This window comes from Variovorax paradoxus EPS (genome assembly GCF_000184745.1).
Classification (GTDB): Bacteria; Pseudomonadota; Gammaproteobacteria; order Burkholderiales; family Burkholderiaceae_C; genus Variovorax; species Variovorax paradoxus_C.
In genome coordinates, this window is sequence record NC_014931.1 from 1,688,250 (window position 1) to 1,713,578 (window position 25,329).

Genomic DNA, 25,329 nt, shown 5'->3' on the forward strand with positions numbered 1-25,329 from the left:
AAATGATTTAATTTCCTGAGATTCATTTCAAACCATCATTTATTGCCGACCCATGGATTTCGACCCCACGCTTTTGCGCGCCTTCGTGGCCGTCAAGGAAACCGGCGGCTTCACGCGCGCGGCCGAGCGGCTGCACCTGACGCAGTCCGCCGTCAGCCACCAGATCCGCAAGCTCGAGGAGCAGGTGGGCCGGCAGCTTCTGCACCGCACGACGCGCCGCCTCACTGTGACGGAAGACGGCGAGGATTTCCTGCGCTATGCGCAGCAGATCCTCGACACGCTCGACGCGATGACGCGGCGCTTCCAGCCCTCGCCGATCACGGGCGTGGTGCGTTTCGGCGTGCCGGACAACTTCATGGGCGACCGCCTGCCGCCGTTGCTGTCGCAATTCGCACGGGCGTTTCCGGCGGTGCGGATGGAGGTCTGCGTGAGCATGCACACCGACCTGCGCGCGGCGATCCGGTCCGGCGAGCTCGATCTTGCGGTAGTGATGTCGCCGCCCAACGTGGCGGAGGGCACGTGCCTGCGGCGCACGCAGCTGGTCTGGGCCGCGGCAGAGACCTTCGAGGCGCCCAAGGGCGCATCGCTGCCGCTGGCCTTCTTTCCCAAGCCTTGCGTCAACCGGCAGGTGGCCGGATCGGCGCTCGACCTCACGGCCATCGACTGGCACGTGGTCTTCACCTCGGCCAGCCCGCAAGGCATTCGCGCGGCCGTGCTCGCGGGGCTTGCGGTGACGGTGCTCACGCGCGAAGAGGTCGAGCCGGGCATGAAGTTCGTCGACGGCCGCTACGGCCTGCCGCCGTTGCCGAGCGTCGAGTTCGCGCTGATCTGGAGCGAGAGCGGCAAGACGCCGTGTGCCTGCCGCTTCGGTCAGATGATCCTGGAGATGCCCGACCTGGCGGTCGGCGCGCGGGCATAAAAAAACGGCGCCAGAGGCGCCGTTTCTTGTTGGCCGAGCTTGCTTCGGTCAGTGCGTGTTTTGCTGCTGCGCGTCAGCGGCCGTCTTTTCGAACGGCAGCGACATCGAGCCCAGGTCGCGGCGGGTTTCGACCAGCACCAGCGGACCTTCGTCGAGCACGATCACCGGTGGGCGTTCGCGCGGCACATGCACCGGCTTCGGCTCGGCGGCGATCGCGGCGCGCGCTTGCGCGATGCGATCGGCATCCGAGTTGACCCACTGCAGGCCCGAGCTCTCGGCGATCTGCGCGAGTTCGTTCAACGGCAGTTCGAAGGCTTGCACCTTGGGCAGGGCGCGGCCGTTGCCGGCGGGTGCTGCCTTGGCGGTTTCGACCACGATGGGCGCTGCGACCGGCGCGGCTGCAGGGCGCTCGAAGCGCTGCGGCTGCTGCTGCGGTGCGGGTTCGCGCACTTCAGGGGGTGCGGCGACTTCGCTCACCTGGCGTTCGGCGACGGGTTCCGAAGCCAGCGGCAGTTGCTGCTGCTGGCGCGCGACCGGCGCTTCGTACGACTCGCCGGTGGCTTCCATGGCCGCTGCGACGGCGCCTTCGGCTGCCGGTGTCTCGGCTGCGTTGTTGGCTTCGTTCTCGTCGCGCGGACCGCGTTCGCGGCGGTCGCGGCCGTAACGGTCACGCGAACGACCGCGGCGCTGTTCTTCGCCTTCGCGGCGCGGTGCCTGGTCGTTGCCTGCGTTGTCGATGCCTTGTTCGCCATCGGCGGACGCCACTTCGGCCACACGCGCTTCGCCTTCGTTGGCGGCGGGCGGTGCATCGTTGCGGCGCTCGCGGCGGCCGTCGTTGCGCTCGCCGCGTTCGCCACGGTCACCGCGCGGGGCGCGTTGCTCGTCGCGGCCGTTGCGGGGCTGGCGTTCGCCTTGCGAGGCGTCGTCACCGGCGACGGCTTCGCCGCGCGGTTGTGCGTCGCCGTTGCGTTCGCCGCCGCGGTCGTTGCTGCGCTCGCCGCGTTCGCCACGGTCACCACCGCGCTCGCCGCGTTCACGACGCTCGCCGCGGGCGCGCGGTGCGCGTTCCGCTGCGTTGCCTTCGTCGGCGCCGGGCGCTGTCTGCTGGGCTTCGAGGTTGACGTTGCCATCGACCAGTGCCTCGGCCGGTGCGTTGCGGCCTTCGCCTTCGCGGCGCTCGCCACGGCCGCCACGGCGTTGTTCGCCGTCGCGCGGGGCGCGTGCCTCACGCGGTTCGCGGGGTTCGCGCTGTTCGCGCGGCTCGCGTTGTTCACGCGGCTGGCCTGCGGCTGCGTCGTTGCGCAGTTCGCTGCTGCGGCCTTCGCGGTTTTCGCTGCGTCCTTCGCCACGGCCACCTTCGCGGCGCTCGCCACCGCGGCCGCCGCGGCGTTCGCCGTCACGGCCACCACGGCGTTCGCCGCCTTCACCGCGCGCTTCGCCGCGGCCTTCGCCACCACGGCCGCCACGGCGCTGTTCGCCGTCACGCGCACCGCCGCGGGCTTCGCCATCGCGGCCCGGACGGCCATCGCGGCGGGGCTTCGGTGCCTCGACCGGAATCGCAGCCGGTGCGGGCGCCTTCGCTTCAGCGGGCGCGCCGCCGAACAGGCTCTTGATCCAGCCGAAGAAGCCGCCCTGCGCCGGAACCGGCGCGCTCACCACAGGCGGTGCGACCGGTGCGGGTGCCGCGACAGGCGCACGCACCGCTTCGGGCTTGGGCGGAACGACCGGCGCGGGTGCGTCGGGCAGCACGCCCTTGATGACCGGCGTCTGCTTGTTGGTCGGCTCCTGCGAGCGGCGGGTGACTGCCGTCGGATCTTCGATCTCGTCGGCCATCTTGTAGCTGGCTTCGATGTGATCGAGGCGTGGATCGTCGTGCTTGAGGCGCTCGAGCTTGTAGTTCGGCGTTTCGAGCGTCTTGTTGGGCACCATCAGCACGGTGACGCGCTGCTTGAGCTCGATCTTGGCGATTTCGGGGCGCTTTTCGTTCAAGAGGAACGAAGCCACTTCGACCGGCACCTGGACGTGCACGGCGGCCGTGTTGTCCTTGAGGCACTCCTCTTGAATGATGCGCAGGATCTGCAGCGCGCTCGATTCGGTGTCGCGGATGTGGCCCGAGCCGCCGCAACGGGGGCAGGGGATCGACGAGCCTTCGCTGAGCGCCGGCTTCAGGCGCTGGCGGCTCATTTCCATCAGGCCGAACTTGCTGATCGAGCCGAACTGCACGCGGGCGCGGTCTTGGCGCAGCGCGTCGCGCAGGCGGCTTTCGACTTCGCGGCGGTTCTTCGACTCGTCCATGTCGATGAAGTCGATGACGATCAGGCCGCCCAGGTCGCGCAGGCGCATCTGGCGGGCCACTTCGTCGGCGGCTTCGAGGTTGGTGCGGGTGGCGGTCTCTTCGATGTCGCCGCCCTTGATGGCGCGGGCCGAGTTCACGTCGACCGAGACCAGCGCCTCGGTGTGGTCGATCACGATGGCGCCGCCCGAGGGCAGTTGCACGGTACGGGCGTAGGCCGATTCGATCTGGTGCTCGATCTGGAAGCGGCTGAACAGGGCCGCGTCGTCGCGGTAGCGCTTCACGCGGGCGGCATGCTCGGGCATGACGTGCGCCATGAACTGCTGCGCCTGGTCGTAGATGTCGTCGGTGTCGATCAGGATGTCGCCGATGTCGTGATTGAAGTAATCACGGATCGCGCGGATCACGAGCGACGATTCTTGATAGATCAGGAAGGCGCCCTTGCCGCCCTTGCCCGCGCCGTCGATGGCGGACCAGAGCTTGAGCAGGTAGTTCAGGTCCCACTGGAGTTCGGGCGCCGAGCGGCCGATGCCGGCGGTGCGCGCGATGATGCTCATGCCCTTGGGGTACTCGAGCTGGTCCATCGCCTCCTTGAGCTCGGCGCGGTCGTCGCCCTCGATGCGGCGCGAAACGCCACCGCCGCGGGGGTTGTTCGGCATCAGCACGACATAGCGGCCGGCCAGCGAGATGAAGGTGGTGAGGGCCGCGCCCTTGTTGCCGCGTTCTTCTTTTTCGACCTGGACGGTGAGTTCCTGGCCTTCGCGGATCGCATCCTGGATGCGGGCCTGGCTGGCCGACACGCCTTCGGCGAAGTACTGCTTGGAGATTTCCTTGAACGGCAGGAAGCCGTGGCGGTCTTCGCCGTAGTCGACGAAACAGGCTTCGAGCGAAGGCTCGACGCGGGTCACGACCGCCTTGTAGATGTTGCCCTTGCGCTGTTCGCGCCCTTCGATCTCGATTTCGTAGTCGAGGAGCTTTTGCCCGTCGACGATGGCCAGGCGCCGTTCTTCGGCTTGCGTGGCATTGATCAGCATCCGCTTCATGATGCGTTGTCCTTATATGTATCGTTTACCGGCTCTTGACGAGCCAACGATGCACGGACGACGCCCGCGAAACCAGGGAATTGCCGCTTGGCCCCGGATGCTGTCGCTGCCGCGCCAGGCGCGAGCAGGCCTCTCGAGCGTCAGCTCAAGAAGACAGCCGGGGTGGGGGCGCGTGGATGGGCGCGAGCCAGATTCGGTGTTGAGTGGCGATCTTTTCGATCGCCGGTTGCGCAAGGGGGGCGCGCGCTGCAAAAGATCCAATGCCGGAGGCCGCTGGCAGAAGCCAGGTCGGCCAGCGAAGGCATATTTGAATCAGCAGCATCAACACAACAAGGGACTCGCTTCGATCCGCCGGCAGCTTGGAAGCTGCAGGCTGGGTATTCCGTATCGGTGTTTCGTGGGTGTCGGCTTGACTTGGGTGCCGGGCCTGCCACTTTGCGCAATTGCGCGGGGTTTGCAGCTCGGCGCCAAAGCGGCATCGACCTCACAGCATGATCGTCAGTGCTCTAAACTTCTGTCTAATCAAGCACTTACACGACCGCGCTGGTGAAAAACATTATAGGTGCGAAGCAAAGCCCCGAGACCGCTCCAAATCCCGCAGATCGAAATGCCGGGGCCGAGGCAGGCGTGCATGCGGCCATCAAATTCATCACCGTCGACGCGGAGTCCGCGGGGCAGCGGCTCGACAACTTCCTGTTCCGTCATCTGAAAGGCGTACCCAAGACGCATGTCTACCGGATCATCCGGTCGGGCGAGGTGCGCATCAACAAAGGGCGCGTCCAGGCCGAGACTCGCATCGAGGTCGGCGATGTGCTGAGGCTTCCGCCGGTGCGGATTTCGCCGCGCGCGGAAGAGGGCGCCACATCTCCGGCACCGGCCCGCGAATTCCCGGTGCTGCTCGAAGACGATGCCGTGCTGGCCATCGATAAACCCGCCGGCGTCGCGGTGCATGGCGGCAGCGGCGTGAGCTTCGGCGTGATCGAGCAGTTGCGCACCGCGCGACCGGGCGCCAAATTTCTGGAGCTGGTCCACCGGCTGGACCGCGAAACCTCCGGCATCCTGCTAGTCGCCAAGAAGCGCAGCGCGCTGGTCGCGCTCCAGGACCAGTTCCGCGAGCGCGAAACAGGCAAGACCTACCTGGCGCTGGTCGAAGGCGACTGGCCTGCCAACAAGAAGGTGCTCGATGCGCCGCTCGCCAAGTATTTGTTGCCCGACGGTTCCGGCGCCGGTGCCGGCGAACGCCGCGTGCGCGTGGTCGCCAAGGACCATCCCGACGCGATGCGCGCCATCACGCTGGTTCGCGTGCTCGCGCGGCTCACGCTGCCGGGCGACGCCACGCCGCTGTCATTGCTGGCGGTGACGATCAAGACCGGACGCACCCACCAGATCCGCGTGCACCTGGCCTCGGCCGGCCACGCGATCGCGGGCGACGACAAATACGGCGACTTCGAGCGCCAGCGCACGTTGCAGAAGCTCGGCTTGAAGCGCATGTTTCTTCACGCATGGCGCTTGCAGTTCAATCACCCGGCGGGCGGCGAGCGCGTCGCGCTGCAGGCCGACCTGCCGCCCGAACTGCACGCGCTGATGCCGCCTTCCGCGCTCCAGGCGCTGGCCCAACACCCCACTCCCACGGCCCATGACTGATTCTTCCGCCAGACCTCCCCGCTTCGACCTGATCGCCTTCGACTGGGACGGCACGCTCTACGACTCCACGCGCCTGATCGTGCGCTGCATCCAGGCTGCGGTCATCGATGTCGGCGGCGCGAAGCCCACCGAGAACGACGCCGCCTGGGTGATCGGCCTTGGCCTTGCCGAAGCGCTCGCACGCGCCGCACCCGATGTGCCGAAGGAAAAATATGCCGAGCTCGGCGCGCGCTACCGCTACCACTACCTGCAACATCAAGATGACCTGGTGCTGTTCGACGGCGTGCTGCAGATGCTCGACGCCCTGCGCGCGCGCGGCCACAAGCTGGCCGTTGCCACCGGCAAGTCGCGCCGCGGGCTGAACGAAGCACTGAAGTCCGTCGCGTTGCGCGACCGCTTCGACGCCTCGCGCACCGCCGACGAGACCTTCGGCAAACCACATCCGCGCATGCTGCTGGAGCTGATGGAGGAGCTCGACGTGCCCGCCGAGCGCACGCTGATGATCGGTGACACCACGCACGACCTGCAACTCGCGACGAATGCCGGCTGCGCCAGCGTGGGCGTGAGCTATGGCGCGCACGAGCCGTCGAGCTTCGACGAGTTCAAGCCGCTCTTCGTCGCCCATTCGGTGCCCGCGCTCGAAACGTGGCTCCTCGACAACGCCTGAAGATTTCGTCATGAGCGAAGAGTGCATCCCGTTGTGCAATGCCTCGGACCTCGTCGAAGGCGGCCGCGCCGTGCCCTTCGATGTGGTTCATGGTGGCGAAACCTGCCGCGCCTTTGCGGTGCGCTTCGAGGGCCAGGCGCACGCATACCTCAACCGGTGCAGTCATGTGGCGATGGAAATGGACTTTCAGCCCGACCGCTTCTTCGACGACACCGGCCAGTGGCTGCTGTGCGCCACCCACGGCGCGGTCTACCAGCCCGACACCGGCGAATGCATGGGCGGCCCCTGCCGCGGCGGCCTCGTGAAGATCGCCTTGAGCGAACGAGACGGCGTGGTGCACTGGCATACTGCCTGGAACCTCCAACCTCTCACCTTCTGACACATGACCGACCCGAATCGCAGGGAACCCGAGGGTTTCGATCCGTTGGAACCGGTAGCTCCCCTCACCACCCCCAAGAACATGGCTCAAGACCCTACACAGCGCCCCGGCTGGGAGCGCGCAACGCTTGAAAAGCTTGCCTTCGCCGCGCTCGGCGAGCAAAAGGCCACGCGCCGCTGGAAGACCTTCGTGCGTCTCGCATGGCTCGCGTTCTTCATCTTTCTGGCCTGGTTCGCGCTCTCGCGCAGCACGCCGAGCACCGCCAAGACCACGGCCCACACGGCGGTCGTCGAGATCAAGGGCGAGATCGCAGCGGGCGGCGACGCCAGCGCCGAGTTCGTCGTGGCCGCCATGAAGACGGCCTTCGAGGACGAAGGCGCCAAGGGCGTGGTGCTGCTGATCAACTCGCCGGGCGGCAGCCCGGTGCAGGCCGGCATCATCAACGACGAGATCAAGCGCCTGAAGGCCAAGCACAAGAAGCCGGTCTACGCGGTGGTCGAGGAGACCTGCGCTTCTGCCGCCTATTACATTGCCGCCGGCGCTGACAAGATCTTCGTCGACAAGGCCAGCATCGTCGGCAGCATCGGCGTGCTGATGGACGGCTTCGGCTTCACCGGCGTGATGGACAAGGTGGGCGTGGAGCGCCGCCTGCTCACGGCTGGCGAGAACAAGGGCTTCCTCGATCCGTTCAGCCCGATGAGCGATGCGCAGCGTGCACACGCCCAGACGATGCTCAACCAGATCCACGCGCAGTTCATCAACGTGGTGAAGACCGGCCGCGGCGATCGGCTGAAGCTCGACACCCCGGGCCTGTTCAGCGGCCTGTTCTGGAGCGGCGAGCAGGCGGTCGAGTACGGCCTGGCCGATCAGCTCGGCAACGTCGACTTCGTGGCGCGCGAAGTGATCAAGGCCGAAGAGGTCATCGACTACACCCGTCGCGACAACGTGGCCGAAAAGCTGGCCAAGAAGTTCGGCGCCGCGATGGGCGAAGCCTCGGTGCGCTCGCTGCAGGTGGCGACACCCGCGCTGCGCTGAAGCAGATCAAAAGCCCTCAGGCCGCTTCGCTGCGCGTGAAGCGGGCTGACGCGGCCAGCGCCGCAGCGAAGATCACCACCACATAGAGCGCGGCAGTCAGTGAACTGGCCCGCGCCAGCAGGCCGATCACCGCGGGGCCGGCCATGAATCCCAGATAGGCCACGGCCGACACCGACGCGATGCCGCTGGCGGGCTCGACGCCCGGCACGCGGGCCGAAGCGCCGAACAGGATCGGCACGACATTCGCAAAACCGATTCCGACGCCCGCAAAGCCGACCAGCGCGAGCCAGGGGAGATCGGTCAGCAGCACCAACGTCATCGATGCAGCGGCGAGTGCGCCGCTTCCCCGCAGCAAGGCAATCGGGGTGAAGCGGGCGCGCATCGCGTCGCCGCCGAAACGCGCAGCCGCCATGGCCGCGGAGAAGGCCGCATAGGCCAGCGCCGCCTGCTTCTGCGGGCTGCCCAGCTCCTGCTGCATATAGAGAACGCTCCAGTCGTAGATCGCGCCTTCAGCGATCAGGCCCAGCGCGGCCAGAACGCCGAGCACCGCAAGCGGGCCGCGGGGCAGGCGAAAGCTGTGGTCGGCACCGGCTGCGTTGCCCGTGGCCGCCTTGGGCAGCATGCGTGTCGAGGACAGGGCAACGAGCAGCACCATCACCGCCGCGACCAGCAGCAGATGCGTTTGCGCACTCATGCCCGCTGCAAGCACCGCACTGCCGCTCGCGGCGCCTGCCATGCCGCCCAAGCTGAACATGCCGTGCATGCCACTCATCAGCGGCGTGCCGCTTTGCATTTCGAGCTGCGCCGCTTCAGTGTTGATGGCCACGTCGAACACGCTGGTGACGAGGCCGAACGCGGCCAGCAAACCCATCAGCGCGAAGTAGCCCGGCATGGCGATCAAGCCGGCGAGCAGCAGCGCATAGACGCAGCCCGAAAGGGCGGCGATCCGTCGCGGACCGTGGCGGCCGATCCAGCGGCCCGCGCTGGTCAGGCCGAACATGGCGCCGGCGCCTGCGGCGAGCAGGGCCAGCCCGAGTTGGGCTTCGTCCAGGCCGTAGTGCGCCTTGACCGTGGGCACATGCACGCCCCAGGTCGCGAAGATGAAGCCGGAAGAAAAGAACTGCGCGCGCGAGGCCCAGCGCGTGCCGGCGGTCACCACCACCATCGTCAACGCCCGATCGCGAACACGGCGGGCAGGCGCTCGTCGGTTGCGGTCTGCGGCTTGGCGCGCCAGGATTTCACGGTCTCGCTGCGCACATGGGACGTTGCGAGGGTCAGGCCGCGCGCGACGGCGAGGCGGGTGTTTTGATGCATCGTTTGAACCAAGGCCTGCAACAGCGCGGCATTGCGGTAGGGCGTTTCGATGAAAAGCTGCGTCTGGCCGGTCTTGAGGGCGATCGCTTCGAGTTCACGGATGCGGATCTGGCGCTCGCTCGCGTCCTGCGGCAGGTAGCCGACGAAGGCGAAGTTCTGGCCGTTCAGGCCGCTCGCGGCCAGGGCTAGCAGCAGCGAGACTGGGCCGGTCAGCGGCACCACGGTGATCCCGAGGTCGTGCGCGGCGCGCGCCACCGAGGAGCCCGGATCCGCCACCGCCGGCATGCCGGCTTCGCTCAGCAGGCCGATGTCGTGGCCTTCGAGCGCGGCGGCCAGCAGCGGCCGGGCGTCGAACTGGCCGGCGTGATCGCCTTTCTTGTGCACTTCGCGCGGCAGTTCCTGGATGACCTGCGCCTGCAGCGGAGCGGCCAGCGGCGCGACCGCGTCGATGCGCTTGAGGTAGGCGCGGGCGGATTTCGCGTTCTCGCAGATCCAGTGCGTGATGCCGGCGGCCACCTGCAGGGTGCCGAGCGGCAGCGCGTCTTGCAGCGGGGCTTGGAGGTCGCAGCCGAAATCGAGCGGCGCGGGAACGAGGTAGAGCTTGCCGTGGGTCACAGGAGTTCGACCCCCGCGGCGCGCAGCATCTGGCAGGTGCGGATCAGCGGGAGGCCGACCAGTGCGGTCGGATCGTCGCTGTCGATGGCGCTCAAGAGGGCGATGCCGAGGCCTTCGCTCTTGGCGCTGCCGGCGCAGTCGTAAGGCTGCTCGGCCTGGAGGTAGCGCTCGATGGCGGCGTCACTGAGTTCACGGAACACGACGCGCACGGGCGCCAGGTCGCGCTGGACAAAGCCGGTGGCGTGGCAGACGACGGCGACTGCGGTCTGAAAGATCAGCGTCTGGCCGCGCATCCGGCGCAACTGGGTGGTGGCGCGGGCATGGTCGCCGGGCTTGCCGAGCGCCTCGCCGGCGAGGTCAGCCACCTGGTCGGAGCCGATCACCACCGCTTCGGGAAAGCGGACGGCGACGGCGTTGGCTTTTTCCAGGGCAAGGCGTTCGGCCAGGGCACGGGGCGTTTCGCCGGCCAGCGCGGTTTCATCGACTTCCGGGGCGTGCACATCGAAGGGCAGGTGCAGGCGGGTCATCAGTTCGCGGCGGTAGCGCGAGGTCGAGGCGAGGATCACGGGGCGTTGCATGGGGACGATTGTGCGTGAGCCGCGCAAAAACCTTCTGTCACGCACCCTGCCGGTGAAGCGGCCGGCGCGCTAGACTGGCGCGGATGAAGAGAGAATTTGCCCCCGAACGGCTCGACGTGGCCGGCTTTGCCGCCGCAGCCGCAACCCTGAATGCCGCCGACCCGGTTCCTAACTATGTGCGCCTTGTCGCCGAACTGGCGGATCCGGCCGCTGATGCCGTCGTCCACTGGGAAGCCACCGGCGAGGAACGGCCGGGCGCCGACGGCAAGGCCGCGCCCTGGCTGCACCTGGAAGCGGAGGCGATCGTTCCGCTGACTTGCCAACGCTGTCTGGCGCCCGTCGAGGCGGAACTCGTGGTGGACCGCTGGTTCCGTTTCGTTGCCGACGAAGCCACGGCGGAGGCCGAAGACGATGAAGCCGACGAAGATCTGCTGGTCATCAGCAGGGATTTCGACCTTCACACCCTGATCGAGGACGAGCTGTTGATGGAAATTCCCGTCATGCCTGTCCACGATGTCTGCCCCGAGCCGGTTCGCCTGTCGTCCAGCGACGATGATTTCCAGGCGGCCGAGGAAGCCAAGCCGAACCCGTTCGCGATGCTCGGAGCGTTGCGTTCGCGCAAGCCGGATGAGGGCAAGTAGCCCTTTCCCGGCGCCTAGGCTATAATCATGGGCTTCGCGCGCGCCGCCGTGAGCAGCGATACAGAGATGACAAACAGGGGCATTCCATACATGCCGCTCACTTTTTTGTATTGCCACCGCTTGAGCCCGTATCCAGTCACTCACCTAACAGTCCAGGAGCCATCATGGCCGTCCAGCAAAACAAGAAGTCGCCTTCCAAGCGCGGCATGCACCGTTCCCACAATGCACTGGTCGTGCCCGGCATCGCCGTGGAGCCGACCACTGGCGAAACGCACCTGCGCCACCACATCAGCCCGAACGGTTTCTACCGTGGCCGTCAGGTGCTCAAGAACAAGTCCGAAGCCTGATTTCGCACTCCAAGGCCAAGGCCCGAAGCTACTTTTCCTGTAGCGTCGGGCCTTTGTTTTGATGGCTACGCCTTCTTCTCCCGAATTCACTGCTGCGCCTTCCGCGATCACGCTCGCCGTGGATTGCATGGGGGGCGACCACGGGCCGCGCGTCACGCTCGCGGCCTGCCGCGCGTTTCTCGAGCGGCACAGCGAGGCCTCGTTGCTGCTGGTCGGTGCGCCGGCCGCATTGGCGGGGTTCGCCGCACATCCACGCGCCCGCATCGTTGCTGCCAGCGAAGTGGTGGGTATGGACGATCCCATTGAAATCGCGCTGCGCAAGAAGAAAGACTCTTCGATGCGCATCGCGATTCAGCAAGTCAAGGATGGCGCCGCTCAGGCGGCCATTTCCGCCGGCAACACCGGCGCGTTGATGGCGATCGCGCGCTACCTGCTCAAGACGCTCGACGGCATTGATCGCCCAGCGATCGCCCCGCAACTCCCCAACGCAAAAGGCGGAGCGACTACCGTGCTCGATTTGGGTGCGAACGTTGATTGCGATGCCGAGGATTTGCTTCAGTTCGCCGTACTCGGCTCGGCGTTGGTCTCGGCGCTGACCGGCAACGAGGCGCCTTCGGTCGGCCTGCTCAATATTGGCGAAGAAGCCATTAAAGGCAGCGAAACGATCAAAAAGGCAAGCCAACTGCTGCGAACGGCTGCCAATTCTAAAGATCTGAACTTCTACGGCAACGTCGAGGGCAACGATATTTTTAAGGGGACGACCGATATTGTCGTCTGCGACGGCTTTGTCGGAAACGTGGCGCTGAAAGCTAGCGAGGGCGTTGCGTCGATGATTGGCGAGTTCATTCGCGTCGAATTTTCGCGGAGCGTTTTTACGAAGATTGCGGCAATTGTCGCCTATCCGGTCCTAAAAGCGTTCAAAAGCCGTCTGGACCACCGTCGCTACAACGGAGCGGCCTTGTTGGGCCTCCGCGGCCTGGTTTTCAAGAGCCATGGCTCGGCCGACGAAGTGGCTTTCGGACATGCGCTGGATCGCGCTTATGATGCCGCTCGCAACAACCTGCTCGATCGCGTGCGGGCCCGCATCGCCCACGCCGCGCCTTTGCTCGCGCGGCAGGAACCGGCGGTGCCGGTCGACGCGACGGCCCTTCACGTTTGATGACCCCTTTTTCACGCATCACCGGCACCGGCAGCTATCTGCCCCCACGCCGCGTGACCAATGACAATCTCGCCAAGGAACTGGCGTCGCGCGGCATCGAAACCTCCGATCAGTGGATCGTCGAGCGCACCGGCATCCACGCGCGCCACTTTGCAGCGCCGGATGTCGGCAGCAGCGATCTCGGTCTAGAGGCTGCGAAGCACGCACTCGAGGCGGCGGGCCGCAAGGCGAGCGACGTCGACCTGATCATCGTCGCGACCTCGACGCCCGATATGGTGTTCCCGTCGTCGGCCGCCATCCTCCAGAACAAGCTTGGCATCGCCGGCTGTCCGGCGTTCGACGTCCAGGCGGTCTGCAGCGGCTTCGTTTATGCGGTGACCGTGGCGGACGCGATGATTCGCACCGGCACTGCGCGCTGCGCGCTGGTGATCGGCGCCGAAGTGTTCTCCCGCATCCTCGATTTCAACGATCGCACCACCTGCGTGCTGTTCGGCGATGGCGCGGGCGCGGTGGTCCTTGAGGCCAGCGACGAGCCCGGCATCCTGTCGAGCGATCTTCATGCCGACGGCAAGCATGTCGGCATTCTTTGTGTGCCGGGCCATGTGTCCGGCGGCAATGTGCTGGGCACGCCGTTGCTGCACATGGACGGCCAGGCCGTCTTCAAGCTGGCGGTTCGGGTGCTCGAAGAGGCGGCGCGAACTGCGCTGGCCAAGGCTGGCAAGACCGAGGCGGATATCGACTGGCTCATTCCGCACCAGGCCAACATCCGCATCATGGAAGGCACGGCCAAGAAGCTGAAGCTGCCACGCGAGAAGCTGATCGTCACGGTCAACGAGCACGGCAACACCTCTGCCGCTTCGATTCCGCTGGCGCTCGACGAGGCAGTGCGCTCCGGCAAGGTGAAGAAGGGCGAAACGCTCATGCTCGAAGGCGTGGGTGGTGGTTTCACTTGGGGCGCCGTGCTGCTCAATCTGTAGCGTATTTGCGGTCCTCTTCAGGGCTGCGATGCGATATGACGCATAGAACAATGAAATCCTTTGCTTTTGTATTTCCGGGTCAGGGCTCGCAGGCTGTCGGCATGCTCGAAGCTTGGGGCGGCCATCCGGCCGTGGCCGAAACGCTGCGCGAAGCGTCCGAAGCGCTGGGCGAAGACATCGGCGCGCTGATCAAGAACGGCCCCAAGGAAGAGCTGGCACTCACCACCAACACACAGCCCGTGATGCTGGTTGCCGGTGTCGCGGCTTGGCGTGCCTGGCTGTCCGAAGGCGGCGCGACGCCTTCCGTCGTGGCGGGTCATTCGCTCGGCGAGTACTCGGCGCTGGTGGCTTCCGGCGTGCTGACGCTGGCGCAAGCCGCCCCGCTGGTGCGTTTCCGTGCGCAGGCCATGCAGCAGGCCGTTCCTGTCGGTGTCGGCGCCATGGCTGCCGTGCTGGGCATGGAGTCCGGCAAGGTCGTGGCGGGCTGCGCGGAAGCGACGGCTTCCTTCGGCGCAGGCAGCGCTGAAATTGTCGAGGCCGTGAATTTCAACGACCCTGCGCAGACCGTGATCGCCGGCAGCAAGGCCGCTGTCGACAAGGCTTGCGAACTGCTCAAGGCCAATGGCGCGAAGCGCGCGCTGCTGCTGCCTGTTTCGGCGCCATTCCATTCGAGTCTGATGAAGCCCGCTGCCGAGGCGCTGCGCGAAAAACTCGCCACCCTCACGCTCGCCGCGCCGCAGATTCCGGTGCTGAACAACATCGACGTGGCTGTCGAGAATGATCCGGATCGCATCCGCGACGCTCTGGTGCGTCAGGCCGCCGGCCCGGTTCGCTGGGTCGAAAGCGTGCAGGCCTTGAAACTGCGCGGTGTAGCCGCCATCATCGAGTGCGGGCCCGGCAAGGTGCTGGCCGGCATGGTCAAGCGCATCGCCCCCGATCTGGAAGCTGCGTCGGTGTACGACCCGGCGACGCTCGCGGACACCCGACAATCGCTCGCCGCCTGAATGGCGCAAGGCCCCGATACTTTTTATATGAGCACTCCCAAATTCGAAGGGCAAGTTGCCCTGGTCACCGGCGCATCGCGCGGCATCGGCGCAGCGATTGCGCTCGAGCTGGCGCAGCGCGGCCTGAAGGTCGTCGGCACCGGCACCACCGAAGACAGCGCGGCCAAGATCACGTCGGCCCTGAGCGCATTCGATGGCCGTGGCCGTGCACTCAATGTGAATGACGCCGCAGCCGTCGAAGCTCTGATCGACGAGATCGTGCAGGCCTACGGTTCGATCCACGTGCTGGTCAACAACGCCGGCATCACGCGCGACACGCTTGCGATGCGAATGAAGGACGACGACTGGGATGCGGTGCTCGACACCAATCTCAAGGCCGTCTTCCGCCTCTCGCGCGCAGTGATTCGCCCGATGATGAAGCAGCGCTACGGCCGCATCATCAGCATCACGAGCGTGGTGGGCGCCTCCGGCAATGCCGGCCAGGCCAACTACGCAGCCGCCAAGGCGGGCGTCGCGGGCATGACCCGCGCCCTGGCCCGCGAATTGGGCAGCCGTAACATCACCGTCAATTGCGTCGCGCCGGGCTTCATCGAAACCGACATGACGGCAAGCCTCCCCGAGGCGCAGCAACAAGCACTTCTGCAGCAGATCCCGCTGGGACATCTGGGCAAGCCGGCCGACATCGCGCATGCGGTGGCGTACCTCGCATCGCCCCAGGCGTCCTACGTGACCGGGCAGGAGTTGCATGTGAATGGCGGCATGCACATGTAGCCGCAAGGCGCAATCTTTTCCCGTACCGGGGGTGAGGCAAATGCCACAATCCGCCCGGCTAAAATCCACCGATTACCTACAACCCTCAGAGGGAACCAAATGAGCGATATCGAAGCACGTGTCAAGAAAATCATCGCCGAGCAACTCGGCGTGGAAGAGTCCCAAGTGACGAACGAAAAGGCCTTCGTGGCCGACCTCGGCGCTGACTCGCTCGACACGGTCGAACTCGTGATGGCACTCGAAGACGAGTTCGGCATTGAGATCCCCGATGAAGATGCCGAGAAGATCACCACGGTGCAAAACGCCGTCGACTACGCCACCAAGAATCAAAAGGCCTGATTGGCCAGCTGACACTGCGATTGCGGCCGGCGGCTTTTTATCGAACCGCACGCGCCGACCAGCAACTGTTCAGCGCTTCCAGAAAGGTTTGCCGGCATGACCAAACGCCGCGTCGTCGTGACCGGACTCGGTTGCATCGCTCCTGTCGGAAACACCGCAACCGAATCCTGGGCCAACTTGTTGGCCGGGAAGTCGGGCATTGCGAACATCACCGCGTTCGATGCAAGCGCCTTCGCCTGCAAGTTCGCCGGTGAGGTGAAGGGTTTCGACATCACCCAATACATCTCGGAGAAAGAAGCGCGTCACATGGACCGCTTCATTCATCTGGGGCTTGCCGCCGCCATCCAGGCGGTGCAGGACAGCGGACTGCCGACCGGCGAAGCGCTGTCCTATGAAAAGGCCGTTCGCATCGGCTGCAACATCGGCTCGGGCATCGGCGGTCTGCCGATGATCGAAGAGACGCACGCCGAATACGCGAGCCGCGGCCCGCGCCGCATTTCGCCGTTTTTCGTGCCGGCATCGATCATTAACATGATCTCGGGGCATGTGTCGATCAAGTACGGCTTCAAAGGCCCGAACATCGCCGTCGTCACCGCCTGCACCACGGGCCTGCATGCCATTGGCACGTCGGCACGCATGATCGAGTACGGCGATGCCGACGTCATGATTGCGGGCGGCGCCGAGTCGACCATTTCGCCGCTCGGCATCGGTGGCTTCACCGCGCCTCGTGCACTGAGCACGCGCAACGACGATCCCGCCACGGCCTCGCGCCCGTGGGACAAGGACCGCGACGGTTTCGTGCTGGGCGAGGGCGCCGGCGTGCTGGTGCTCGAGGAGTACGAACACGCCAAGGCGCGCGGCGCCAAGATCTATGCGGAAGTCGCGGGCTTCGGCCTGACCGGCGACGCGTACCACATGACCGCGCCCGACGTCGACGGCCCCCGCCGCTCGATGGCGATGGCACTGGCCAACGCGGGTGTCAATGCCGACCAGGTCCAATACCTGAACGCGCACGGCACCTCGACGCAGATCGGCGACCTGAACGAGACCAACGCGGTCAAGCTCGCCTTCGGCGATCACGCGAAGAAGCTCGTCGTGAATTCGACCAAGTCCATGACCGGCCACTTGCTGGGCGGCGCGGGTGGCATCGAATCGGTGTTCACGGTGCTTGCACTGCACGAGCAGAAGAGCCCGCCGACCATCAACATCTTCAACCAGGATCCGGAGTGCGATCTCGACTACTGCGCCAACGAGGCGCGCGATCTGAAGATCGATGTCGCGGTCAAGAACAACTTCGGCTTCGGCGGCACCAACGGCACGCTGGTGTTCAAGCGCGCTTGAGCATTGCTCTCTCATGCACAGCGCGCCGTCGGTGACCTATCCGGTGGGGCGCTCGCGTGGCGCTACCCGGATTCTTGTCGTTCTCTGGACCTTGGGTGCCTGCTGCGCAGGCGCATCCTGCTATCTCTTCGATAGCGCGGGATGGCGCCAATTGCTGCTGGTTCTCAGCGTCGTCTTCTCTGGCGTAGCCGCGGGCTTCGGCTTGCGGCGCGATGGCGCCGCCACACTGCACTTCGACGGGCTCTATTGGTCCTTGACAGGGTCCGATCCGACCCGCGGTGTTCGCGCAGCGCGGGCCATGGTCGCGCTCGATTTTCAGTCGCTGATGCTGGTCAGGCTCTCGGAGCCTGGCCGCGCCGCGCGCTGGGTCTGGCTCGAGCAGCGGGCCATGCCGGAGCGCTGGCGCGATGTGCGTCGGGCGGTCTATTCGCGCGCGCCGGCCGCCGAGCCCGCGGGCGATCCGTGGCGCGCAACGGCTCCTGCCGACGCGCCCTGAAATTCCATCGATGACAACGTCTCCCCCGCCCGTACCACCGGAGTCCGGCCTGACCGACGCGTCGGCCGAGACCCCGCGCCCGGGCGAGGTCGATTTCCAGTTGGTCCAGCGCACGGTCGCGGGCGACCAGAAGGCCTTTGAACTCCTGGTCATCAAGTACCAGCGCCGCATCGAGCGGCTGATCGGCCGCATGGTGCGCGATGTTGACTTGGTCGAGGACATCGCCCAGGAAACCTTCATTCGCGCCTACCGCGCGCTGCACCAGTTCCGCGGCGAGGCGCAGTTCTACACCTGGCTTTACCGGATCGCGGTGAATACCGCCAAGAAGGCGCTGGTGGACATGAAGCGCGACCCGACCATCTCCGAAAGCGCCTTGAGGCCTTCTTCTGAGGACGACGATGAAACTTACCGTCCCGGAAACGAACCAATCAGCGACGAAACCCCCGAATCGGTCATGGCGGCGAATGAAATCGCCAGCGCCGTCGAGGCGGCCATGGAAGCGCTCCCTGCCGAGTTGCGCCAGGCCGTCACGCTGCGCGAGATCGAGGGGATGAGTTACGAAGAGATTGCCGAGGTCATGGATTGCCCTATCGGCACGGTGCGCTCACGTATTTTCCGGGCGCGCGAAGCCATTTCGGCCAGGGTCAAACCGCTGCTCGACAACCAGTCCGGCAAGCGTTGGTAAGTAAGCAGGTGAATGAAATGAATCAGACGATGACGGTTCGGGAACAGGTGTCCGCACTTGCGGATGGTCATTTGCAGGGCGAGGCGTTCGCAGAAGCGATCGGAGCCGTCTGCACCGAGGGCGAGTCGCGCGCAGCTTGGCACGCGTACCACGTGGTGGGCGATGTGCTGCGCTCGGGTTCTCATTCGCCGTGCAGCGACAGTGCGGCGTTCCTCGCGCGCTTCCAGCAGCGATTGGCCGCGGAACCGGTGGTCGCGATGCCTGCGCTGCAGCCGGTGACCCCACCGGTCGCCGTACAGGTCCAGCGCAGGGCCGATGCGGCCAATGAGCCGGTCTTCCGCTGGAAGCTGGTGGCAGGCGCCGCCTCGATGGTCGCCGTGGCGGCCATCAGCTGGACGCTGATCGGCAGCGGCCCCGCCGGTTCGCAGGCCGACGCCCAAATCGCGGCCCAGCAACAGCCCGCAATTAACTCGGTTCTGGCGGCCGCGGCGGTCAACAGCCAGCAGCCCGCAGGCGCCACGCTGACGCCGACCCGCGTGATGGTCGGCAACGGCAATCCGCAAGTCATGCTGCGTGATCCGCGCCTGGATCAACTGCTCGAAGCGCACCAGCAGGCCGGCGGTGCCTCGCAAATGCCTTCCGGTTTCCTGCGCAACGCCACCTTCGAGGGACCTACGCGCTGATCGCGCGCCCGTCACTGCCCGCAATGACCGTTCAGATGCCGATCTCCGCACGCGCGTTCGTGCTTGTGTTTGCAGCCTTCTGCTTCGCGCAGGTTGCGACCGCACAAAACCGTTCCGGGCCGGCGACCACCAAGAATGCGGCTTCGGCGCAGACGGACGAGCCGCCGCCGACGATGAGCGTGGCCGACTGGCTGCAGCGCATGCACACCGGTGCGCGGCAACGCAACTACGTGGGCACCTTCGTGGTGTCGGCACCGGGCGGCGACCTGTCGAGCGCGCGCATCTGGCATGTGCGGGATGGCGACCATCAGATCGAGCGCATCGAAGCCCTGTCGGGGCCGCCGCGCTCGACGTTCCGGCGCAATCGCAATGTCATGACCTTCCTGCCCGAGGCGAAGGTCGTGAAGGTGGAGAAGCGCGAGAACCTCGATCTCTTTCCCAACCTGCCGGACAAGACCGATTCGTCCATCGGCGACTTCTACGACGTACGCGCGATCGGCAAGGACCGCGTGGCCGGCTTTGATGCCGATGTGGTGCAGCTGGTGCCGCACGACGGCCTGCGTTTCGGCTATCGCATCTGGAGCGAGCGCCGTTCGGGCCTGGTGGTGAAGCTGCAGACCATCGACAGCGAATCGCGGGTGGTGGAGCAGTCGGCGTTTTCCGAACTGCAGCTCGATGCACCGGTGAAGGCGCAGGCGCTCGCGCAGATGATGACCAACACCGCGGGCTACCGCGTCGAAAAGCTCGAGCTCGAGCGCACGACCGCACAGGATGAAGGCTGGACGCTCAGCGCGCCCGTGGCAGGCTTCAAGCCCCGCAGCTTCTTCCGTCGGCCCGCGACCGGCAGCGACAAGTCGAAGCAGGATGCGGCTACGGTCCAGTGGACTTTCTCCGACGGCTTGGCCTCGGTCTCGCTTTTCATCGAGCGCTACGATGCCGCGCGCGCGCCGCGGGACGGCGTGCTGACCATCGGCGCCACCAACGCCATCCGCCGGCGGTTGCCCGAACCTGCGAGCGACTGGTGGCTGACCGCGGTGGGCGAAGTGCCGCCGCAAACGCTCAACGCATTCGCCCAAAGCCTCGCCCGCACGCGTTGACACACTGATGGCCATTGCCCCGCGGATTGCGCTGAACCAAGCTCGCAACGCAGACTCATAGCCCTTTGTTGTTTTAGCCGCTCTCTGTTCTTTTGAAAGAAAACCCATGATGTTCAAAGTCGAGGGACACAAGCTTCGTTCCGGCGTTCTGGCTTTCGCGCTCGCACTCACAGCCGGGGCCACTTTCCTTCCGGTCGAGCCCGTCCACGCGCAAACGCGCACGCTGCCTGACTTCACCGATCTGGTCGACCAGGTCGGCCCCTCCGTCGTCAACATTCGCACGGTCGAGAAGGTCGCCCAGCGCGGCGCCGGCAACGGCGAGATGGACGAGGAGATGCAGGAGTTCTTCCGTCGTTTCTTCGGGCAGCCCGCGCCGGGCACGCCGCGCCAGGGGCCGCGTCCCAACAGGCCGCAGCAGCCTCAGGAAGAGGAGCGTCCGCGCGGTGTCGGCTCCGGCTTCATCCTGACGGCAGATGGCTACGTCATGACCAACGCGCACGTCGTGGAAGACGCCTCCGAAGTGCTGGTCACGCTGCCAGACAAGCGCGAGTTCAAGGCCAAGATCGTGGGTGCCGACAAGCGCACCGACGTCGCGGTCGTCAAGATCGAAGCCACAGGCCTGCCCGCAGTGAAGGTCGGCGACATCTCCAAGCTGCGCGTCGGCGAATGGGTGATGGCCATCGGCTCGCCCTTCGGGCTGGAAAACACCGTCACAGCCGGCATCGTGAGCGCCAAGCAGCGCGACACCGGCGAATACCTTCCGTTCATCCAGACCGACGTGGCCATCAACCCCGGCAATTCGGGCGGCCCGCTGATCAACATGCGCGGCGAAGTGGTGGGCATCAACAGCCAGATCTATTCGCGCTCGGGCGGCTTCATGGGCATCTCGTTCTCGATCCCGATCGACGAGGCGATCCGAGTGAGCGAGCAGCTGCGTACCTCGGGTCGCGTGTCCCGCGGCCGTATTGGCGTGCAGATCGACCAGGTCACGAAGGATGTGGCCGAAGCCATCGGCCTGAGCAAGGCGCAGGGCGCGCTGGTGCGCGGCGTCGAAGCCGGCTCGCCGGGCGAGAAGGCCGGCGTGGAGCCGGGCGACGTCATCACCAAGTTCGACGGCAAGGCCATCGAGAAGCCGAGCGACCTGCCGCGCCTGGTGGGCAACACCAAGCCCGGCACGAAGAGCACGCTCACGGTGTTCCGCCGCGGCAGCTCGCGCGACCTGAGCGTGACCATTGCCGAGATCGAGCCCGACAAGCCGGCCAAGCGCGCGTCCGATCGCGACGAGCCAGCGCCAAAGCCCTCGGCTTCCGCCGCGGCCAAGTCGATCGGCCTCGCCGTGAGCGACCTTAACGATGCGCAGAAGAAGGAGCTCAAGCTCAAGGGCGGCGTGAAGGTCGATGCCGCCAGCGAAGGTGCTGCACGTGCAGGGCTGCGCGAAGGCGACATCATCCTGGCCGTGGGCAACATCGAGGTGGCCAACACCCGCGAATTCGAGGCCGCACTGGCCAAGGCCGACAAGAGCAAGGCACTCAGCGTGCTGTTCCGTCGCGGCGACTGGGCGCAATACGCCCTGATCCGTCCCGCACGCTGATACGGCGCCGCCGTCAAGTGGCCCCACCCGGCAGTCGGGTTTGGGGCCGTTTTTTTGAGGTGTTTACGACGATCAGGCGCAGGTCCCTAAAAAAATCTGGGCCTCCAAACACCTCGATTTTTGTTTGCGCCCACTAACATTTTTGAGGGCTAAGGACGGTTTTCGGTAGAATAGAGCACTTGCGGCGGCCGGTCAGCGCATAAGGAGTGCAACGACCTTCACGATGCGAGATGTCAGACAGCAGTCCACCGGTGCTCCACAGATCGCCCACAAGTTGTTCATAGACTGCTCCACCGATTCTGTGGATAACCTGTATATATCTTTGATGTTGTGGACCCGCAACGAGCCCTTTGGACCCTGTTCCCGGATGTACGTGCCTCCCTTTTTGCCTACAATGAAGTTCCAACTACTGCAGTTGCCATTGCTTGTTGGTTCAGGGCGCGTCTCCAGAAGACGCGCCCTTTTTTCTTGCCCGCTCGCTGCTGGGCACGAGCCAATTCAAGTACTTAAGCGTTCCCGTTGATGAATCACATCAGAAATTTTTCGATCATTGCGCACATCGATCACGGCAAGTCGACGCTCGCAGACCGTTTGATCCAGCGTTGCGGCGGCCTCGCAGAACGCGAGATGGAAGCGCAGGTGCTCGACTCGATGGACATCGAAAAAGAGCGTGGGATAACCATCAAGGCACAGACCGCCGCGCTGCACTACAAGGCACTCGATGGACAGGTCTACAACCTCAATCTGATCGACACGCCGGGCCACGTCGACTTCTCTTATGAAGTGAGCCGCTCGCTGTCGGCATGCGAAGGTGCGCTGCTCGTCGTCGATGCATCGCAAGGCGTCGAAGCGCAGACGGTGGCCAACTGCTACACCGCGCTCGACCTCGGCGTTGAAGTGGTGCCGGTGCTCAACAAGATGGATTTGCCCAACGCGGATCCCGACAACGCGCGCACCGAAATCGAAGACGTCATCGGCATCGATGCGACCGATGCAATTCCGTGTTCCGCCAAGACCGGTCTCGGCATCGACGAGATCCTCGAAGCCATCGTGCACAAGATGCCGGCGCCGCGCGGCAATCCCGACGGCCCGCTGCGCGCGATGATCGTGGACAGCTGGTTCGATCCGTACGTGGGCGTCGTCATGCTGGTGCGCGTGGTCGACGGCCGGCTCGTGAAGGGCGAGCGCATCAAGATGATGGCGTCCGGCGCGATGTACAACGCCGACAACATCGGTGTCTTCACGCCCGCCACTGAACCGCGCGCTTCGCTCGAGGCGGGCGAGGTGGGCTTCATCATCGCGGGCATCAAGGAGCTGCAGGCCGCCAAGGTCGGCGACACCGTGACGCTGATCAAGGCGGGCACGGGCGGCGCAGCCGCGACGGCCACCGAGGCGCTGCCGGGCTTCAAGGAAATCCAGCCGCAGGTGTTTGCCGGTCTCTATCCGACCGAAGCCAGCGAGTACGACTCGCTGCGCGACGCGCTCGAAAAGCTCAAGCTCAACGATTCATCGCTGCGCTATGAGCCCGAGGTGAGCCAGGCGCTGGGCTTCGGCTTCCGCTGCGGTTTCCTCGGCCTGCTGCACATGGAAATCGTGCAGGAGCGCCTGGAGCGCGAATTCGACCAAGACCTGATCACGACCGCGCCGAGCGTGGTCTATCAGGTGGTGCGCAACGACGGCGAAGTCATCATGGTGGAGAACCCGTCCAAGATGCCCGACGTCGGCAAGATGAGCGAGATCCGCGAGCCGATCGTGACGGTGCATCTCTACATGCCGCAGGAATACGTCGGCGCCGTCATGACGCTGGCCAACCAGAAGCGCGGCGTGCAGATGAACATGGCCTACCACGGCCGCCAGGTCATGCTGACCTACGAGATGCCGCTCGGCGAGATCGTGCTCGACTTCTTCGACAAGCTGAAATCGGTCAGCCGGGGCTATGCCTCCATGGACTACGAGTTCAAGGAGTACCGCGCGTCCGACGTGGTCAAGGTCGACATCCTGCTGAACGGCGAGAAGGTCGATGCGCTCTCGATCATCGTGCACCGCACCCAGTCGCAGTACCGCGGCCGGGCGGTGGTATCGAAGATGCGCGAGATCATTTCGCGCCAGATGTTCGACGTGGCGATCCAGGCCGCCATCGGGGTCAACATCATTGCGCGTGAGACAATCAAGGCCCTCCGCAAGAACGTGCTGGCCAAGTGCTACGGCGGCGACATCACCCGCAAGAAGAAGCTGCTCGAGAAGCAGAAGGCGGGCAAGAAAAGAATGAAGCAGATCGGTTCCGTCGAGGTCCCGCAAGAGGCCTTCCTGGCCATTCTGCAAGTCGAAGACTGATCAAAAAATGGCACTCATCACCTCCCTGGTCCTTGCGGCATTCGCCAGCTATGTCGGCGCCTGGTATTTCGGCGCGATCGAAGGCAACTTCGCATTGCTGCTGTTCGTGGCCGCGGTGGTCACCGGCCTCTACTGGCTGGCCGAGCGCTTCTATTTCCTGCCAAAGCGGGAGGCGGCTGCCGCCAAACTCGAAGCCTCGATGGCCGAGCGCAATGCGCGCCTGGCCGGGCAGGGCATCACCCAGGTCGACACGGCCGACACCAAGGCCAGCGAGCGCCTGCTGATGCAGCCCTGGTGGCTCGACTGGACGGCGGGGCTCTTCCCGGTGATCCTGGTGGTGTTTCTTTTGCGCTCGTTCCTCTACGAGCCCTTCAAGATTCCGTCAGGCTCGATGATGCCCACGCTGCTGACCGGCGACCTGATCCTGGTCAACAAGTTCACCTACGGCCTGCGCTTGCCGGTCATCAACACCAAGATCACCGACGGCACGCCGCTTGCGCGTGGCGATGTGGTCGTGTTCCGGTATCCGCCCAAGCCCAGCATGGACTACATCAAGCGCGTGGTCGGCATCCCTGGCGACGAGGTGGCTTACCTGAACAAGAAGCTCACGATCAACGGCCAGCAGGTTTCCAAGGACGCGGCGCCCGACTACCTCGATGGCGAATCGATGCGCCTGCTCAAGCAGTTCGACGAGAAGCTCGGCGACAAGCAGCACAAGATCCTCAACGACGAGGGCGCACCGTCCTTCGTGCCGGGTGCCAGCGACTTTCCGTTCCGCGAGAACTGCCGCTACTCCGTCGAAGGCGTGGTCTGCAAGGTGCCCGCCGGCCAGTATTTCATGATGGGCGACAACCGCGATAATTCGGCGGATTCGCGCTTCTGGGGCTTCGTTCCGGACAAGAACATCGTGGGCAGGGCGTTTTTCGTCTGGATGAATTTCGGCGATTTCGGCCGCATCGGTCCATTTCAATAAGCAGTCATCAACACTGTTCGAGGGGTAAGAGGGCATGAGAGCAAACCGGTCCATCCGCAGCAGGGCCGCGCACCAGCGCGGCATTTCGTTCATCGGCCTGCTGTTCGTTGCGGTCGTACTTGGCTGCCTGGGCGTGGTCGTCGCGCAGGTCATTCCGACATTGATCGAATGGCAGGCCATCGACAAGGCCGCCAACAAGGCCAAGGAGGGCGCGACAGTGCCCGAAGTGCGCGCCATCTTCGATCGTGCCCAGGCCATCGACGACTTCAAGTCGGTCAGCGGCCGTGATCTGGACATCAAGAAAGTCGGCGACAAGGTTGTCGTCTCGTATGCCTACGAACGCGAGATCCCCTTGTTCGGCCCGGCCTACCTGACGCTCAAGTACAAGGGCGAGACCCGCTGAA

General features: G+C 65.3%; 25 protein-coding genes. 21 read left to right on the top strand and 4 right to left on the bottom strand.

Annotated elements, in window-relative coordinates:
- Positions 1-52: 52 nt before the first annotated feature.
- Complete coding sequence (locus tag VARPA_RS07595; RefSeq protein ID WP_013539972.1) at positions 53-919, top strand: LysR family transcriptional regulator; 867 nt, start codon at positions 53-55, stop codon at positions 917-919.
- Between the two features lie 48 nt (positions 920-967).
- On the opposite strand, the gene VARPA_RS07600 is transcribed toward VARPA_RS07595, so the two are convergent.
- Positions 968-4,255, bottom strand: coding sequence for an Rne/Rng family ribonuclease (locus VARPA_RS07600; RefSeq protein ID WP_013539973.1), 3,288 nt, complete (start codon positions 4,253-4,255; stop codon positions 968-970).
- Between the two features lie 546 nt (positions 4,256-4,801).
- Between VARPA_RS07600 and VARPA_RS07605 the strand changes: the two genes are divergently transcribed.
- The 4 genes from VARPA_RS07605 to VARPA_RS07620 are packed head-to-tail and all read left to right on the top strand — an operon-like array spanning position 4,802 to position 7,980.
- Positions 4,802-5,899 (top strand): RluA family pseudouridine synthase, encoded by a 1,098-nt coding sequence (locus tag VARPA_RS07605; protein ID WP_013539974.1) that lies wholly within the window; start codon positions 4,802-4,804, stop codon positions 5,897-5,899.
- Positions 5,892-6,566: an HAD family hydrolase gene (locus VARPA_RS07610; RefSeq protein WP_013539975.1), complete on the top strand. Its 675-nt coding sequence runs from the start codon at positions 5,892-5,894 to the stop codon at positions 6,564-6,566. Before VARPA_RS07605 ends, VARPA_RS07610 begins: the two co-directional genes overlap by 8 nt.
- Before the next feature lie 10 nt (positions 6,567-6,576).
- Positions 6,577-6,945, top strand: coding sequence for a Rieske (2Fe-2S) protein (locus VARPA_RS07615; protein ID WP_013539976.1), 369 nt, complete (start codon positions 6,577-6,579; stop codon positions 6,943-6,945).
- A gap of 3 nt (positions 6,946-6,948) precedes the next feature.
- On the top strand, positions 6,949-7,980 hold the full coding sequence (locus tag VARPA_RS07620) for a S49 family peptidase (protein WP_013539977.1): 1,032 nt from the start codon (positions 6,949-6,951) through the stop codon (positions 7,978-7,980).
- Between the two features lie 16 nt (positions 7,981-7,996).
- Here the strand turns inward: VARPA_RS07620 and VARPA_RS07625 are convergent, their stop codons facing one another.
- From VARPA_RS07625 to VARPA_RS07635, 3 genes are read right to left on the bottom strand one after another with little or no spacing between them, the layout of a single operon-like run.
- Positions 7,997-9,145, bottom strand: a complete 1,149-nt coding sequence (locus VARPA_RS07625) for an MFS transporter (RefSeq protein ID WP_013539978.1) — start codon at positions 9,143-9,145, stop codon at positions 7,997-7,999.
- A 2-nt stretch (positions 9,146-9,147) separates the two neighbouring features.
- Positions 9,148-9,909 carry an SAM-dependent methyltransferase gene (locus VARPA_RS07630; RefSeq protein ID WP_013539979.1) on the bottom strand — a complete coding sequence of 254 codons (762 nt, stop codon included), beginning with the start codon at positions 9,907-9,909 and terminating at the stop codon, positions 9,148-9,150.
- Positions 9,906-10,487, bottom strand: a complete 582-nt coding sequence (locus tag VARPA_RS07635) for a Maf family protein (protein WP_013539980.1) — start codon at positions 10,485-10,487, stop codon at positions 9,906-9,908. The genes VARPA_RS07630 and VARPA_RS07635 overlap by 4 nt, the downstream gene beginning before the upstream one ends.
- 83 nt (positions 10,488-10,570) lie before the next feature.
- On the opposite strand from VARPA_RS07635, the gene VARPA_RS07640 reads away from it, so the two are divergent.
- The 16 genes from VARPA_RS07640 to VARPA_RS07715 all read left to right on the top strand — a co-directional run bounded on the left by VARPA_RS07640 (position 10,571) and on the right by VARPA_RS07715 (position 25,328).
- Positions 10,571-11,128, top strand: a complete 558-nt coding sequence (locus VARPA_RS07640; RefSeq protein ID WP_013539981.1) for a YceD family protein — start codon at positions 10,571-10,573, stop codon at positions 11,126-11,128.
- Positions 11,129-11,292: 164 nt separating this feature from the next.
- Positions 11,293-11,475 carry a 50S ribosomal protein L32 gene (gene rpmF, locus VARPA_RS07645; RefSeq protein WP_007830466.1) on the top strand — a complete coding sequence of 61 codons (183 nt, stop codon included), beginning with the start codon at positions 11,293-11,295 and terminating at the stop codon, positions 11,473-11,475.
- Positions 11,476-11,536: 61 nt separating this feature from the next.
- The gene (gene plsX / locus VARPA_RS07650; RefSeq protein ID WP_080559364.1) at positions 11,537-12,634 is read left to right on the top strand and encodes a phosphate acyltransferase PlsX; all 1,098 of its coding nucleotides are present in this window, start codon (positions 11,537-11,539) and stop codon (positions 12,632-12,634) included.
- The gene (locus VARPA_RS07655) at positions 12,634-13,611 is read left to right on the top strand and encodes a beta-ketoacyl-ACP synthase III (RefSeq protein ID WP_013539983.1); all 978 of its coding nucleotides are present in this window, start codon (positions 12,634-12,636) and stop codon (positions 13,609-13,611) included. The genes plsX and VARPA_RS07655 overlap by 1 nt, the downstream gene beginning before the upstream one ends.
- A 50-nt stretch (positions 13,612-13,661) precedes the next feature.
- Positions 13,662-14,615, top strand: a complete 954-nt coding sequence (fabD, locus tag VARPA_RS07660) for an ACP S-malonyltransferase (protein ID WP_013539984.1) — start codon at positions 13,662-13,664, stop codon at positions 14,613-14,615.
- Positions 14,616-14,642: 27 nt separating this feature from the next.
- A complete protein-coding gene (fabG, locus tag VARPA_RS07665) occupies positions 14,643-15,386 on the top strand; it encodes a 3-oxoacyl-ACP reductase FabG (RefSeq protein ID WP_041942815.1) in 744 nt (247 codons plus the stop codon).
- A gap of 99 nt (positions 15,387-15,485) precedes the next feature.
- The gene (acpP, locus tag VARPA_RS07670) at positions 15,486-15,725 is read left to right on the top strand and encodes an acyl carrier protein (protein ID WP_007830471.1); all 240 of its coding nucleotides are present in this window, start codon (positions 15,486-15,488) and stop codon (positions 15,723-15,725) included.
- Positions 15,726-15,821: 96 nt separating this feature from the next.
- Positions 15,822-17,066: a beta-ketoacyl-ACP synthase II gene (gene fabF / locus VARPA_RS07675; protein ID WP_013539986.1), complete on the top strand. Its 1,245-nt coding sequence runs from the start codon at positions 15,822-15,824 to the stop codon at positions 17,064-17,066.
- A gap of 13 nt (positions 17,067-17,079) precedes the next feature.
- A complete protein-coding gene (locus VARPA_RS07680) occupies positions 17,080-17,562 on the top strand; it encodes a hypothetical protein (RefSeq protein ID WP_013539987.1) in 483 nt (160 codons plus the stop codon).
- A gap of 10 nt (positions 17,563-17,572) precedes the next feature.
- The gene (rpoE, locus tag VARPA_RS07685) at positions 17,573-18,247 is read left to right on the top strand and encodes an RNA polymerase sigma factor RpoE (RefSeq protein ID WP_013539988.1); all 675 of its coding nucleotides are present in this window, start codon (positions 17,573-17,575) and stop codon (positions 18,245-18,247) included.
- 17 nt (positions 18,248-18,264) lie between these two features.
- Positions 18,265-18,930 (top strand): sigma-E factor negative regulatory protein, encoded by a 666-nt coding sequence (locus VARPA_RS07690; RefSeq protein ID WP_013539989.1) that lies wholly within the window; start codon positions 18,265-18,267, stop codon positions 18,928-18,930.
- A 23-nt stretch (positions 18,931-18,953) separates the two neighbouring features.
- The gene (locus VARPA_RS07695) at positions 18,954-20,027 is read left to right on the top strand and encodes a MucB/RseB C-terminal domain-containing protein (RefSeq protein WP_013539990.1); all 1,074 of its coding nucleotides are present in this window, start codon (positions 18,954-18,956) and stop codon (positions 20,025-20,027) included.
- A gap of 106 nt (positions 20,028-20,133) precedes the next feature.
- Entirely contained in the window at positions 20,134-21,618 is a 1,485-nt protein-coding gene (locus VARPA_RS07700) for a DegQ family serine endoprotease (RefSeq protein ID WP_013539991.1), read from the top strand.
- Positions 21,619-22,140: 522 nt separating this feature from the next.
- A complete protein-coding gene (lepA, locus tag VARPA_RS07705) occupies positions 22,141-23,952 on the top strand; it encodes a translation elongation factor 4 (protein WP_013539992.1) in 1,812 nt (603 codons plus the stop codon).
- 7 nt (positions 23,953-23,959) lie between these two features.
- Entirely contained in the window at positions 23,960-24,925 is a 966-nt protein-coding gene (gene lepB, locus VARPA_RS07710; protein WP_013539993.1) for a signal peptidase I, read from the top strand.
- A 34-nt stretch (positions 24,926-24,959) separates the two neighbouring features.
- A complete protein-coding gene (locus VARPA_RS07715; protein WP_013539994.1) occupies positions 24,960-25,328 on the top strand; it encodes a DUF4845 domain-containing protein in 369 nt (122 codons plus the stop codon).
- Position 25,329: the final 1 nt, after the last annotated feature.

What these genes read in the sequence shown, in the direction of transcription:
- VARPA_RS07695 (WP_013539990.1), top strand. Translation starts at nt 18,954, where the DNA reads ATGACCGTTCAGATGCCGATCTCCGCACGCGCGTTCGTGCTTGTGTTT.
- lepA (WP_013539992.1), top strand. Translation starts at nt 22,141, where the DNA reads ATGAATCACATCAGAAATTTTTCGATCATTGCGCACATCGATCACGGC.
- VARPA_RS07640 (WP_013539981.1), top strand. Translation starts at nt 10,571, where the DNA reads ATGAAGAGAGAATTTGCCCCCGAACGGCTCGACGTGGCCGGCTTTGCC.
- VARPA_RS07615 (WP_013539976.1), top strand. Translation starts at nt 6,577, where the DNA reads ATGAGCGAAGAGTGCATCCCGTTGTGCAATGCCTCGGACCTCGTCGAA.
- VARPA_RS07690 (WP_013539989.1), top strand. Translation starts at nt 18,265, where the DNA reads ATGAATCAGACGATGACGGTTCGGGAACAGGTGTCCGCACTTGCGGAT.
- rpmF (WP_007830466.1), top strand. Translation starts at nt 11,293, where the DNA reads ATGGCCGTCCAGCAAAACAAGAAGTCGCCTTCCAAGCGCGGCATGCAC.
- rpoE (WP_013539988.1), top strand. Translation starts at nt 17,573, where the DNA reads ATGACAACGTCTCCCCCGCCCGTACCACCGGAGTCCGGCCTGACCGAC.
- plsX (WP_080559364.1), top strand. Translation starts at nt 11,537, where the DNA reads ATGGCTACGCCTTCTTCTCCCGAATTCACTGCTGCGCCTTCCGCGATC.
- fabG (WP_041942815.1), top strand. Translation starts at nt 14,643, where the DNA reads ATGAGCACTCCCAAATTCGAAGGGCAAGTTGCCCTGGTCACCGGCGCA.
- fabF (WP_013539986.1), top strand. Translation starts at nt 15,822, where the DNA reads ATGACCAAACGCCGCGTCGTCGTGACCGGACTCGGTTGCATCGCTCCT.
- VARPA_RS07680 (WP_013539987.1), top strand. Translation starts at nt 17,080, where the DNA reads ATGCACAGCGCGCCGTCGGTGACCTATCCGGTGGGGCGCTCGCGTGGC.
- VARPA_RS07635 (WP_013539980.1), bottom strand. Translation starts at nt 10,487, where the DNA reads ATGCAACGCCCCGTGATCCTCGCCTCGACCTCGCGCTACCGCCGCGAA.
- VARPA_RS07610 (WP_013539975.1), top strand. Translation starts at nt 5,892, where the DNA reads ATGACTGATTCTTCCGCCAGACCTCCCCGCTTCGACCTGATCGCCTTC.
- VARPA_RS07715 (WP_013539994.1), top strand. Translation starts at nt 24,960, where the DNA reads ATGAGAGCAAACCGGTCCATCCGCAGCAGGGCCGCGCACCAGCGCGGC.
- VARPA_RS07600 (WP_013539973.1), bottom strand. Translation starts at nt 4,255, where the DNA reads ATGAAGCGGATGCTGATCAATGCCACGCAAGCCGAAGAACGGCGCCTG.
- VARPA_RS07620 (WP_013539977.1), top strand. Translation starts at nt 6,949, where the DNA reads ATGACCGACCCGAATCGCAGGGAACCCGAGGGTTTCGATCCGTTGGAA.
- acpP (WP_007830471.1), top strand. Translation starts at nt 15,486, where the DNA reads ATGAGCGATATCGAAGCACGTGTCAAGAAAATCATCGCCGAGCAACTC.
- lepB (WP_013539993.1), top strand. Translation starts at nt 23,960, where the DNA reads ATGGCACTCATCACCTCCCTGGTCCTTGCGGCATTCGCCAGCTATGTC.
- VARPA_RS07625 (WP_013539978.1), bottom strand. Translation starts at nt 9,145, where the DNA reads ATGGTGGTGGTGACCGCCGGCACGCGCTGGGCCTCGCGCGCGCAGTTC.
- VARPA_RS07700 (WP_013539991.1), top strand. Translation starts at nt 20,134, where the DNA reads ATGATGTTCAAAGTCGAGGGACACAAGCTTCGTTCCGGCGTTCTGGCT.
- VARPA_RS07655 (WP_013539983.1), top strand. Translation starts at nt 12,634, where the DNA reads ATGACCCCTTTTTCACGCATCACCGGCACCGGCAGCTATCTGCCCCCA.
- fabD (WP_013539984.1), top strand. Translation starts at nt 13,662, where the DNA reads ATGAAATCCTTTGCTTTTGTATTTCCGGGTCAGGGCTCGCAGGCTGTC.
- VARPA_RS07595 (WP_013539972.1), top strand. Translation starts at nt 53, where the DNA reads ATGGATTTCGACCCCACGCTTTTGCGCGCCTTCGTGGCCGTCAAGGAA.